The 12,621-nt window shown below is 42.4% G+C and carries 12 protein-coding genes and 1 pseudogene; 10 read left to right on the top strand and 3 right to left on the bottom strand.

Annotation, left to right across the window (positions count from 1 at the left end):
• Positions 1-27: 27 nt before the first annotated feature.
• From glcD to N521_RS14140, 5 genes are all read left to right on the top strand, one after another.
• On the top strand, positions 28-1,437 hold the full coding sequence (gene glcD, locus N521_RS14160; protein WP_035391821.1) for a glycolate oxidase subunit GlcD: 1,410 nt from the start codon (positions 28-30) through the stop codon (positions 1,435-1,437).
• Positions 1,434-2,774: a (Fe-S)-binding protein gene (locus tag N521_RS14155; protein ID WP_035391818.1), complete on the top strand. Its 1,341-nt coding sequence runs from the start codon at positions 1,434-1,436 to the stop codon at positions 2,772-2,774. Before glcD ends, N521_RS14155 begins: the two co-directional genes overlap by 4 nt.
• 78 nt (positions 2,775-2,852) lie before the next feature.
• A complete protein-coding gene (locus N521_RS14150; RefSeq protein WP_035391815.1) occupies positions 2,853-4,340 on the top strand; it encodes a spore germination protein in 1,488 nt (495 codons plus the stop codon).
• Positions 4,341-4,352: 12 nt separating this feature from the next.
• Positions 4,353-5,453: a GerAB/ArcD/ProY family transporter gene (locus N521_RS14145; protein ID WP_007499199.1), complete on the top strand. Its 1,101-nt coding sequence runs from the start codon at positions 4,353-4,355 to the stop codon at positions 5,451-5,453.
• Positions 5,450-6,550, top strand: coding sequence for a Ger(x)C family spore germination protein (locus tag N521_RS14140; protein ID WP_231493315.1), 1,101 nt, complete (start codon positions 5,450-5,452; stop codon positions 6,548-6,550). The genes N521_RS14145 and N521_RS14140 overlap by 4 nt, the downstream gene beginning before the upstream one ends.
• 43 nt (positions 6,551-6,593) lie before the next feature.
• On the opposite strand, the gene N521_RS14135 is transcribed toward N521_RS14140, so the two are convergent.
• A complete protein-coding gene (locus tag N521_RS14135) occupies positions 6,594-6,824 on the bottom strand; it encodes an excisionase family DNA-binding protein (protein ID WP_008346618.1) in 231 nt (76 codons plus the stop codon).
• 167 nt (positions 6,825-6,991) lie between these two features.
• Here N521_RS14135 and N521_RS14130 point away from each other — a divergent pair, with 167 nt between their 5' ends.
• The 3 genes from N521_RS14130 to N521_RS14120 are packed head-to-tail and all read left to right on the top strand — an operon-like array spanning position 6,992 to position 8,941.
• Positions 6,992-7,399, top strand: coding sequence for a GtrA family protein (locus N521_RS14130; RefSeq protein WP_035392637.1), 408 nt, complete (start codon positions 6,992-6,994; stop codon positions 7,397-7,399).
• Between the two features lie 4 nt (positions 7,400-7,403).
• Positions 7,404-8,285, top strand: a complete 882-nt coding sequence (gene galU / locus N521_RS14125) for a UTP--glucose-1-phosphate uridylyltransferase GalU (protein WP_035391811.1) — start codon at positions 7,404-7,406, stop codon at positions 8,283-8,285.
• 53 nt (positions 8,286-8,338) lie between these two features.
• Positions 8,339-8,941 carry an undecaprenyl phosphate transporter UptA gene (locus tag N521_RS14120; protein ID WP_007499192.1) on the top strand — a complete coding sequence of 201 codons (603 nt, stop codon included), beginning with the start codon at positions 8,339-8,341 and terminating at the stop codon, positions 8,939-8,941.
• Between the two features lie 39 nt (positions 8,942-8,980).
• On the opposite strand, the gene N521_RS14115 is transcribed toward N521_RS14120, so the two are convergent.
• The gene (locus N521_RS14115; RefSeq protein ID WP_035391809.1) at positions 8,981-9,802 is read right to left on the bottom strand and encodes a uroporphyrinogen-III synthase; all 822 of its coding nucleotides are present in this window, start codon (positions 9,800-9,802) and stop codon (positions 8,981-8,983) included.
• Between the two features lie 148 nt (positions 9,803-9,950).
• Here N521_RS14115 and N521_RS14110 point away from each other — a divergent pair, with 148 nt between their 5' ends.
• A complete protein-coding gene (locus N521_RS14110) occupies positions 9,951-10,571 on the top strand; it encodes an acetate uptake transporter (RefSeq protein ID WP_007499188.1) in 621 nt (206 codons plus the stop codon).
• 38 nt (positions 10,572-10,609) lie between these two features.
• On the opposite strand, the gene N521_RS14105 is transcribed toward N521_RS14110, so the two are convergent.
• Positions 10,610-11,629 (bottom strand): LLM class flavin-dependent oxidoreductase, encoded by a 1,020-nt coding sequence (locus N521_RS14105; protein WP_008346608.1) that lies wholly within the window; start codon positions 11,627-11,629, stop codon positions 10,610-10,612.
• A 174-nt stretch (positions 11,630-11,803) separates the two neighbouring features.
• Between N521_RS14105 and N521_RS14100 the strand changes: the two are divergent.
• Positions 11,804-12,621, top strand: a pseudogene (locus N521_RS14100) (BclA C-terminal domain-containing protein); the annotation flags it as partial.

Here is a 12,621-nt window from a genome sequence, read left to right as displayed (position 1 = left end):
TTGTTAAATGAGCGGGAGTGATTGTATATGCTAGATTCAGAATTTTCAAATCAATTAAAAGAGATTGTCGGTGCGCCCAATGTCCAAGACAGCAAGGCGGATCGTCTTGCCTACTCTTATGATGCGACACCAAATTTTCAACAGATGCCAGATGCGATCGTGCGGCCTCACACGGCTGAAGAAGTGCAGCAAATTGTGAAACTGTGCGCCTCTTACAAAGTGCCGATCGTCCCAAGAGGCTCAGGGACGAATCTGTGCGCAGGAACATGCCCTACTCAGGGCGGATTGGTAATTCTCTTTACTAGAATGAATCAATTATTAGAAATAGACGAAGAAAATTTAACCGCAACGGTGCAGCCTGGCTTAATTACGCAGGAATTGATTCATCAAGTAGAGGAAAAAGGTCTCTTCTACCCGCCAGACCCAAGCTCTATGAAAATTTCCACATTAGGCGGCAATATTAACGAAAATTCAGGGGGGCTGCGGGGGTTAAAGTATGGAGTGACAAGGGATTATGTCCTTGGGCTTGAAGTGGTTTTGCCAAATGGTGACATCATCAAAACAGGCGGAAAGCTTGCAAAAGATGTCGCTGGATATGATATGACTCGATTGTTCGTTGGTTCAGAAGGAACACTCGGGATTGTCACAGAAGCGGTGCTAAAGCTCCTGCCGCTTCCAGAAACGAAACAAACAATGCTTTGTTTATACGAAAGCCTTGAAGAAGCTGCGACTTCTGTATCGGCCATCATTGCTGAGCGTATCATTCCTGCTACATTAGAATTTATGGATCAGCCGACCCTTGAAGTCGTTGAAGATTTTGCAAACATCGGCCTGCCTACTGACGTTCAAGCTGTGTTATTAATTGAACAGGACGGCAACCCTGAAGCTGTTTCTCGTGATATCCAAAAAATCGCAGAAGTCTGTGAGCAACACGGGGCTACAAGCGTCAAGATTGCACATTCAGAAGAAGAGGCAAGTGCGCTCTTAACAGCGAGACGCTCTGCTTTATCTGCCCTCGCTCGATTAAGTCCTACAACGATTTTAGAAGATGCTACCGTTCCCCGGTCTGAAATTGCCAATATGGTTCGTGCAATCGAAGACATTGCACGAAAGTACGAGGTGAACATTTGTACGTTTGGTCATGCCGGTGATGGCAACTTACACCCCACTTGTGCGACAGATGCAAGAAATGAAGAAGAAATGAAACGGGTAGAAGCTGCTTTTCAGGCCATTTTTGAAAAAGCCGTTGCCCTTGGCGGCACGATTACAGGCGAACATGGCGTGGGTCTTATGAAAGCGCCCTATTTGGAGCTGAAGGTCAAAAAAGAAGGAATCGCTGCAATGAAGGCGATTAAACAGGCACTTGACCCTGCACATATCATGAACCCAGATAAAGTGTTTGGAAAAGCCTCAAGAAAGCGAGTGGTGGTCTCATGAGTTCTTCTTCTAAGCAAAAAGAGATCCAGCAGCAGTTTCAGGAGCAAATGGATGAAAAGGAGCTGCTTAATTGCATGCGCTGCGGATTCTGCCTCCCTTCCTGCCCTACCTATATTGAATCTGGACAAAAAGAAACGCACTCCCCTCGGGGCCGAATTGCGTTAATGAAAGCTGTAAGAGATGGCGTCATTGAGCCAGATGAAGATGTTGAACATTCCCTTAATCTTTGTCTCGGCTGCCGTGCATGTGAACCAGTCTGCCCTTCTGGCGTCAAGTATGGACAGCTGCTAGAAGATGCAAGAGACATTATTCAACAACATAAAAAACAATCGTTTCCCGTCAAATTGATGAGACGTGTTGTGTTTAAAGGTCTCTTTCCGTCACAAAGTCGTATGCGACAAGCTGCTAGTTTTCTTCGATTTTATCAAACATCTGGTCTGCAAACAGCCGCCAGGAAGACTCGCATACTGAAGGTGCTTCCCTCCCATTTACAGTTGATGGAACAGGCACTTCCAAAGGTGCCGCCTCAAAAGAAAAAACGTTTGAATGAATATAAAGCCATTGGTCAGGCAAAAAAACGGGTGGCGTTTTTTACTGGCTGTTTAATGGATACAGTTTTCTCAAACACAAACAAAGCGACCATTCATCTCTTGCAGCTGGCAGGCTGCGATGTGATCGTTCCTCCTATACAAACGTGCTGCGGCGCGCTACATGGTCATAGCGGAGAAAAAGACCAAGCAAAACAGTTAGCCAAGCGGAATATTGAAGCATTCGAGGAAACAGATGCCGATGCGATTGTCATGAACGCGGGCGGCTGCGGCGCCTTTTTAAGTGATTACAGTCATTTGCTTCAGGATGACCCAGATTTCCAAAAACGAAGTAAAGCCTTCTCACAGAAAATAACCGATATATCAAGCATCCTTGTGGAGCTGGAGTTTCACCGCCGCGTGCCACTGGCTTTGCCAGCGCAAGTAATCACCTATCAAGACTCCTGTCATTTACGAAATGGGATGAATGTACAACAGGCGCCGAGGGTGCTCATGAAAGCCATTCAAGGGGTAACGTTTAAAGAAATGAAAGATGCCGGCCGCTGCTGCGGATCTGCAGGAATCTACAATATCTTGCAGCCAGACATGTCGATGCAAATTTTAGATCATAAAATGACGGAAGCGAGCAACACAGCTGCAGCTGCCATTGTGACGTCGAATCCAGGTTGTCAATTACAAATGGCAGCTGGCGTCAAAAAGGCAGGACATATGCCTAGCATGAGAGCGTTTCATCTGGCTGACTTTTTATTAGAAGCCGTTCAATATGGAAAAAAAGCGTCCAGTTCATGAAGCTGAACGCTTTTTTTATGCATATCTTCAGAAGATCGGTTGGATAATAGAGGCAAATCGCGGAAGGAGATGGTTCAAGTGCTGAAGAAAAACAAATCAAAACAGAAAGACCCGAATTCAGTATTTGAGGCACTATCGCGTTCCTCTGATTTTATCAATGAATTATCAAGTTCCGGAGGTTTCCTTTATAGAATTTCTTTTTTTCGTCCTTTAATTAATGGCAATCTCCTTCATGAACAAATCTTGCCTTTTATTCAGCAATTGCATCTGACACCCACCCTTGAAGAACTGAAAGAACACATCCCAATCGAACAAGCTGTGATTACGAGGGACCTTCAAAAAGTGGAAGAAGCTCTTCATCGAGGCAGTATTGCTGTTCGAATTGAGACAGACTGGGGCAAAGTCCTCCTTTTGCCGATTGAAGAAAAGAAAGGCAGACAAGTGAGCCAACCTGAGATTGAATTCGGGATTATCAGTGCGCAGGAAGCCTTTGTGGAAGGGCTGGATACAAACTTAAACTTGCTGAGACGTAGGCTGCCCACTCCTGACCTTAAAGTAGTTGAACACACAGTTGGTACCCTTTCTCAAACGAAAGTAGCCGTTGTATACATAGAGGATATCGCCAACCCGCAGAACATTGAAACCGTTCTTCAGCGGATTCAAGATGTTGACTATGACCAAATTCTAGATTCTAATTATCTTGCGCAAATGCTTTATGATGTGTCCAATACAATCTTTCCATTGTTTTTAAATACAGAACGGCCAGACAGGGTTTCCTCAGGTTTAACGGAAGGAAAAATAGCCATTATGGTTGACGGTTCGCCTCATACCCTGCTTGCACCTACAATTTTACTCGAGTATTTTTCTACAATGGAAGACTATAACATGTCTTGGATCGCAGCATCCTCCTTTCGGCTGTTACGCATTTTTGCTGTGATTTTTTCTATTTTTGCAACTCCTTTGTATGTAGCTGTTTTAACGTTTCACTATGAACTGATTCCTAAGGACTTATTAGAAACGATTGTCGCATCACGCTATCTCGTTCCCTTTCCGCCTATTATTGAAGCATTATTTTTAGAGATATCGATTGAGCTGCTTAGGGAAGCCGGGTCTCGCCTTCCTGCAAAAGTCGGACAGACGCTCGGGATTGTTGGAGGTATTGTGATCGGACAGGCTGCGGTTGCAGCGGGATTAACAAGTAATATCCTGCTCATTATCGTCGCATTATCAGCTCTTGCCTCTTTTGTCACCCCTATATATAAAATGGGGTCTGCTATTCGTCTCTTACGTTTCCCATTCCTTTTGGCTGCACAAGTGTGGGGAGCGCTAGGGATTTCACTAATGGGGGCTTTTCTTCTTACACATTTAATGAAATTAACGTCTATAGGCCAGCCTTACTTAGAGCCAATCTTTCCACTTCGATTGGCCGATTTAAAAGGTAGTTTGATTCGGCCCCAACTCCGCTTTTTGAAAAAACGTCCAGAAAATTTACGCCCGCAAAATGAAACGATACACCGCCAAAAGCCAAAGCAAGGCCGTAAGGGGAAAAATGATTTTTATGAATAAGGAAGTGAAGGCATGAGCTCTTCTTCTGTGAAAGAAAAATTTCAAGTATCCCCTTTTTTTGTGTTTTTTCTGATCAATGCCAATCAAGTTGGTGTTGGTATTTTAAATTTCCAGACGAATCTGGTCCGGACGATTAATAATGATGGGTGGATCGCCATTTTAATTGCTGGTGCAAGCGTCAATTTGATGATCTTCCTCATTTACTTTTTGTTTAAAAAAGCACCTACTGACGAATTTAGTGACATTACGCAATCTGTGTTTGGTAAATGGCTTGGACAATTCATCAACATTCTCTACATTTTGTATTTTTCTTCATTATCTTTGATTGTGCTTGTTCATTATATGGATGTAATCCATGTTTGGCTGTTTAAAGAAATTCCCGGTCTTCTATTTGCATCAGTGCTGCTCATCCTCGTCTATTACATTCACACAGGCGGATTTAGAACAATCGCTGGCTGGGCATTCTTTAGCATTGTCCTAACGTACTGGATGACCTTTATCTGCTTTTATGTCATGAAATATAGTCACATCCGCTTTATGTTCCCCATGTTTGATCATTCATTTTCACAACTCATGATGGGGGTCAAAGATGCCTCTTTATCCATGTTTGGTTTTGGAACATTGCTTGTCTATTATCCCTTTATTAAAAAAGCACAAACGTCGCAAAAATTTGCACATATGGGAGTGTTGCTGACTACATGCCTGAATTTGCTTGTATTTCTCGTCTCTATAGCGTACTACTCAAGTGCTCAGCTCGAACTAACGAAATGGCCAACATTGACATTAACCAGCATTGTCAAACTTCCGTTTATCCAGCGCTTTGAATTTATTGAAGTGTCCCTATGGCTTTTGCTTATCGTTCCAAATATCGCCATTCCATTATGGGCAGCCAGTAGAATGGCAAAACAAGTGTTTCACACGAGCCAACGCATGACGTTAATTGTTCTCAGCCTTCTCATTCTCGTCATGTTTTCATTTTTGATCGAGGCCACCTCTTTTGAGACGTTTAATAAATGGGTGGAATATAGCGGATATATCCTCATATATGGATTGACTGGATGTATGATCATTGGGCTGCTGCTGAAAAAAAGGTGGGTGAAAAAACGCGCATGAAACATTATATTCTCGTGTGTCTCATGTTATTGAGCCTTTTCTTAACGAGCTGTGCACAGCCTCGTCTCTTAGATGAATTAAGTATCTCGCAGGCAGCGGGATTTGACTTATTGGATGATGGAGAAATGAAGGGCTTCTTTGTTTTCCCTGTTTTTAAAAGCGAAGAACAAGGCAGTTACCAAATTGTAAGTGCTAAGTCAAATACCATTAGTAATATTCAGTTTCTTGTGTCGGAAAAATCGCCTTTCCCCGTTGTCATGGGACAAGTACTCGTGATTTTAATAAGTGAAAAGCTGGCGAAAGAAGTGGGTATGATTGATTTGATGAATTACATTTATCGTGATCCGATCATTGGGTCCCGTCAAGTATTTGCCATAGTAGGCGGAGAAGTTGAAGATTTGTTGTATACAAAGATGAATCAAACCAACTTAAATATCGGTGTATATCTTTCAGATTTGCTGGCCCAAAACATGCGAAATGGCAATCAACCTGTGACCAATCAGCATATTTTTATGAATCAGATGATGGCAAAAGGCGTGGATGCCTACCTCCCTTACATTAAAAATACAAGCAACTCTATTAAAGTGTCGGGTGTCGCTCTTTTTGATCAAGAAAAAATGGTTGGGCATATTCCAGGGGAAGATACATTTACGTTTAAAGCGATGATTGAAAATCATAAAAATGGGATTTATGAGTTTCGATTTAATGACACAAAGAAAACCCATGTTGTCATTGAAAATATCAAATCACATGTGTCTTATCACATTAAACCAACTGAAAACCTTTCAAAAAAGCCTCATATCACCATTGATATCAAGCTGAAAGGTGAGTTGAAAGAATTTATGAAATCAAAAAAAATCGATACGCCTTCTATCTTGCAGCATGTTGAAAAAGAAGTGGAGAAGCGTGTGGCCCAGCAAGGAAAAGACCTTGTTCAATCCTTTAAAAAGCAAAAAATTGATCCGCTTGGACTTGGTTTGAGATATCGTTCTAAAGATAAAGCCATGACACCGGAGAAATGGCAAAAACTCTACCCAGATGCAGATGTTCAAGTGAATTGTCATATGAACATTGTTCAAACGGGTGTCAGCCAATAAAAAAGACTGTATGAAAAGGTTCTCCCTTCTCGTACAGTCTTTTTTAATCTTCATCTTTTACGTCCGGGTCCTCAGGGATTGGTTCATTTAAGATGTCTTGAATGAGCTCTTTATATTGTTCTAGCTGTTTCATATGGGTTTGAAACTGCCCTTGATAAATGAGATACGATTCCCCGTCAAATACGTAACGAATCTTTTTTTGCTGAATTAATTTTTCAACATATGCTTCAGATACTTCTAAGTATTCAGCTGTTTCTCCAATTGTTAAATACATGCATGTGCACCACCGTTCGTTTCATCTTACAAATTATATCACGAGCTGGTGAAAAAACAGATATCGCTTGTTCATGTTTTTTTCATCTTTTCTTCACTGATTCGTCAACTCGCTTTTGTACAGTATTCATACACCCACTCAAACACTAGGAGGTGATGATCCTTCGCATGACAAAGAAAAATATTCGGACCTATGCCGCATTTCTAACTGTAGGCGCTAGCAATACAATGATTGACTTTCTGTTCTTCTTTTTTTTCACTGCTTGCTTTGTTCCCTCTTTTCTTGCACAGTGCCTGTCCTATACCGCAGGAATGCTGAACAGTTATGTTTGGAATCGAAAATGGACGTTCCAAGTGAAAAAGAAAGCTGACAAGTGGGAATGGATCAAGTGGGCCACAGTCAACGGCGCAGCGTGCCTCCTCACCTATGTTGTCTTATATGTCATGCAGCAAGCAGGTTTCTCATTATTCATTAGTAAAGCGATTGGTACCCTTCTTGGCATGATGATCACTTTTACCGGAAGCCGCCTATGGGTGTTTCCATCAGAAAATAAACCATCAGAAATGGAGCGATGATTCAATGAATATCAAAAAAGCCGTTATACCAGCAGCCGGATTAGGCACACGTTTTTTACCCGCAACGAAAGCACAGCCAAAGGAAATGCTGCCGATTATCGACAAACCCGCCATTCAATACATAGTTGAGGAGGCTGTTCAATCAGGCATTGAAGATATACTAATTATCACAGGAAGAAATAAAAAATCGATTGAAGATCACTTTGACCGTTCGATTGAGCTAGAACACACGTTGCTTGAAAAAGGGAAAAATGAACAGTTAGCTGAAATCAAACATATTGCGGATATGGCCAATATTCATTATATTCGTCAAAAGGAGCCCTTAGGTCTTGGACATGCGGTATTATGTGCACGTCATTTTACTGGCAATGATCCTTTTGCGGTCCTTTTAGGTGATGATGTCATGGTGTCAGAAAGACCTGCACTCTCTCAGCTCATGGAAGTCTTTGAAGACAAACAAAGAGAGGTCATTGGCGTCCAGCAAGTGGATCGTCTAGATGTCAGTAAGTATGGTATGATAAGACCAGCTAGAGTAGACGGTCAAGTGTTTGAAGTCACAGACTTAGTGGAAAAGCCAGCTATTCATGAAGCTCCTTCCGATTTAGCCGTGATGGGCAGGTATCTGTTAACACCATCGATTTTTCCTATTCTACAAGGAATCGAGAGAGGTGCTGGGAACGAAATCCAGCTGACAGATGCCCTGAAAATCATTGCACATGAATCACCCATTTATGCAAAACAATTAGATGGGATGAGATTTGACGTTGGTGATAAGCTGGGCTCATTTAAGGCAGCGGCTGAAATTGGATTGATGCGTCATGATATGCGGCCAGCCATGCTAGCATATATGCAAAGCATACTCATGAGAGAAGCAAAACAAGCATAGGCTCTTATAAGAATGCTTGAAGAAAATTCGTATTTAAAGGCAGAGTGAAATGAATGGGAACCTTGTTTAATGAAATTTTAACCTGGCTGACAAGCCTTGGTTACGCAGGTGTTGCACTCGGACTGATGATTGAAATTATCCCGAGTGAAATTGTACTTGCCTACGGCGGATATATGGTGTCAACAGGAAGCATAGGATTTGTTGGAGCCGTCATCGCTGGGGTTATTGGAGGAACACTTGCCCAGTGCTTTATTTACTGGATCGGCCTTTACGGCGGCAGACCTTTTTTAACAAAGTATGGGAAGTATTTATTCATCCATGAGCATCATATTGCCACGGCAGAACGCTGGTTTGACCGATATGGAACTGGTGTCGTATTTACAGCTCGTTTTATCCCAGTCGTGCGCCACGCGATCTCAATTCCAGCTGGTATTGCAAAGATGCCATTTCTCAAATTTGTTCTTTTGACCGGATTAGCCGCCATCCCTTGGTCCATCCTATTTATTTATCTTGGAATGCAGCTTGGGACAAAATGGGACCACATTCAAAGTGTCGCTCACACGTATACAACACCAATTATGGTCATTGCCATCGTTCTCATCGTACTGTATTTCGTTTTGAAAAAAATTCGCACAAATCGAAAACGGACAATCTAACGAAAACGCCTTTCACTCGTCATGTGAAAGGCGTTTTTTCTATGCGTGCGTCGATTGTTTTTTCATATATTGAGATAATTCCATAATCATTGCACCCATTCTTTCAAGTGAAGGGGCTAGAATGCGGCTTATCCCCTCTTCTTTTAAAGCTTCAGCTGTGACTTTTCCAACAGCTACAGCTAATACATTCTGCTCGAATAGATGTTGCAGTTCTTCTTTTTTGTCCCATTCTTCTGCTAGTTTGAAAAAGGCATGAACCTGAACAGCGGTTGTAAAACAAACGGCATGGACCTTCCCTTCTTTCATTTCTTGAAGCAAAGTGTCCGCCGCCTCTGGTTCAGGGGGCGTGTGCTGATATGGCATGAGCTGCAAAACGTCTGCTCCCTTGTGATGTAAAAAATCAATGAGAGCTGGTGCATTTTCGCCGTGAAGCTGCACCATGACCCGTTTACCTTGAAGTTCTTTGTCTTCTAACTTTGAAATGAGGTCACGAACGGTTCCATCTTCATCAGAAACATCTGGCTGAATGCCGTGTTTTTTTAGAGCCGCAAACGTTTTGTATCCTCTTGAAGCGATATGGGCACTTGATAAAATGTTCATAAAAGCTTCTCCAAGCTGCAGCTCTTCTGCACTTTCAATTAATGTGTCTGTGCCGATACCCGTTGTTAAAATGACCCAGTCAGCTCCCTTCTTTACAAAGGTTTCTATGCCTGGCTTCAATTCCTCTTTGGCTAAAAATACAGTGCCCTGAAGAGAACGAATAACAGCTTGTCCTCCTTGCTTTTCAACAAGTGTACGCATTTCTTCTGTTTTTCTTGTTCCGCATATGGCAATGGTCTTTCCAGCTAAGCCTTTACTCATTCTCATCCCTCTTTTTCTATCACATGTATGATGTATTGTATTAAATATAGATTTATTTGGAAGACGTTGCAAGTGTCTACTAAAAAAGAGCTTGACGTTTCTATCGAATTCGAGTATCTTTTGTAAGTGCAAATTGTAGGAGGTCATTATGGAAAAACAGAATGTTCAAGCAATTCGATTATCAATCGCAGACCCAACACCACTTGGTTTGTTTGGTTTAGCAATGGTGACGCTTGTTGCGTCTTCACAAAAACTAGGAATCACAGATGGCACATCCCTTATTTTACCTTGGGCTATCTTCCTTGGAGGAATCGCGCAGCTGATTGCGTCCATACAAGATTCAAAGCATCATAATATTTTTGGAGCCACTGCCTTCGGCGCATTCGGTCTTTTTTGGATGGGCGTTGGAACCACTTGGCTCATTCAAGCGGGCGTTTTTGGGAAAACGCTTGCGGGAGCTGCGGACCCAAAACAACTAGGTTTTGCTTTTATTGGTTATTTGATTTTCAGCTTATTTATGACGATCGGTGCAATGGAAACACATAAAGTATTGTTTTTGATTTTCGTCTTTATTGATTTCTTATTCATTGGCCTGTCCCTAAGCTCGTTTGGTGTGATGTACGATGTGACTCATACGATGGCTGGTATTGCAGAATTGATTATTTCTCTTCTTTCATTTTATGGTTCTGCAGCTGTTGTGCTGAATACACATTTTGGTCGTACAGTACTGCCAGTTGGACAACCATTTCGCGTGTTTACTAAAGCATAAATAAAAAAGAACTGCTCTTGGCAGTTCTTTTTTTATTCTTATTTTTCTTGTTCCTCTTGAAATATCTCTGCAATGATTTCATAAGAACGCATTCTTTCTTGATGGTCAAACATATCAGAATTAATCATGACTTCATCTGCTTGAGTCGCCTCAATAAAGGCTTCTAACTCTTTTTTCACCTTTTGTTTATCCCCGATCATCGTCGAACTTAATTGTTCGTCCACCATCGCCTTCTCATATGGACTCCATAGCCCATCCATACTTTCAACAGGGGCTTTGAGTTTTCCTGGTGTATTGCGAATGAGGCTCAAGAAGCGCTGATAATGAGACGTCGCCAAATATTCAGCCCGCTCTGTTTGATCAGCAGCAAAAACCGTCACACCAACCATCGCATAAGGTTCTTTTAACACATCTGAAGGTTGAAATGACTGTCTGTATAATTCTAAAGCAGGAATGGTATTTTTAGGGGAGAAATGTGCCGCAAAGGCAAATGGCAGTCCCAGTTCTCCTGCAAGCCTTGCACTAAAACCACTTGAACCAAGAAGCCAAATTGGTATATCCAATCCTTCTCCCGGAACGGCTCTTACATGTTTTTTGACCTGACCAGTCGGTTTGAAATATTGCCGAAGTTCTTCAAGCTGCTCAGGGAAATCCTCCCCATTATGAAGATTACGTCTAAGTGCCCTTGCCGTTAACTGATCTGTTCCTGGTGCCCTGCCAAGACCTAAATCAATTCTCCCTGGATACAAAGTCTCCAGTGTTCCAAATTGTTCTGCAATAACGAGTGAAGAATGGTTTGGAAGCATAATCCCCCCAGAACCAACCCGGATCTTTTCAGTCCCTCCGGCAATATATCCAATTAAGACGGATGTTGCTGAACTCGCAACCCCTTCCATATTATGATGCTCCGCAAGCCAATATCTATGGTAGCCCCACTTCTCAGCTTTTTTTGCTAAATCCATACTATGTTCAAATGACTCTTTGATTGTGCCACCTTCTGTTACAGAGGATAAATTTAACACGGAATATGCTGCACGTTGTAAAACTGATTGACTCATACATGATGCCCCATTTCTTTCAAAAATCATACTAGTTTCATTCTTTCAACACCATAACATAAAACGATTTAACTTTTAAATGATTTGATTCGATGATTTTCGAAATGATGAATTTTCTAGGTTTTACTTCCGATTTAAAAATTCGTACATAGAATGAAATATCAATTTTAGGAGATGGGCAATTTGTACAATCAATTCGATCACAAATGTCCCTTTTGCGGTAGATATCATGAGCAGCCTCATTACAAAAGATCACGTCATGATCGTCCTCAAAGAAGAGACTGTCCTTTTATTAAACAAGAACATTCAAAACAAAACAGACCTCAAGGGGATCCGTCTTGTGCAAAAGGAGAAAAACAATCAAAAATAATTCAAAGGGTTGGACGAAGAGGCCCAGCAGGTCCGGTTGGGCCTACCGGACCAACCGGACCTGCTGGCGGATTAACCGGTGTCCTCCCTTTTAACCCCTCACAATCACAAGATTACGAGGCTGGTCAAGTTGTCACGTATAATGGCAGTACTTATATTGCTAAGGTAGATGCTCCCTCAGGAATACCTGGACTTTCCCCCGACTATACCCTTTTGGCGGCTTCTGGGAAAACTGGCCCAACTGGCCCTACAGGGGTAGGATTAAGTGGTATTGAAACATATGATCCAGAAAGAGCATCAATGTATTCAGTCGGTCAAGTGGTCACTTATGAAGGTGGTACGTATATTGTGAACTCTGCTCCACCTTTAGGTACGCCAGATACGTCCCCGGATTATACGCTTTTGGCAGCATCTGGTGCTCCAGGTTCTACTGGAGTAACGGGCAGCACTGGAGCTACAGGAATTACTGGTTCAACCGGACCTACTGGGGCAACGGGAATCACAGGTGCAACTGGATCTACTGGTGCTACAGGTATCGCAGGTTCAACCGGTCCGACTGGTGCTACTGGTATCACAGGTGCTACCGGCCCGACTGGGGCCACGGGTATCACAGGTTCAACCGG

The sequence above is a fragment of the Bacillus sp. UNC125MFCrub1.1 genome (assembly GCF_000701305.1).
Taxonomy (GTDB): Bacteria; Bacillota; Bacilli; order Bacillales; family Bacillaceae; genus Bacillus; species Bacillus altitudinis.
Note: the sequence above shows the minus strand (reverse complement) of the source record. Positions and strands in the feature narration are given on the sequence as shown.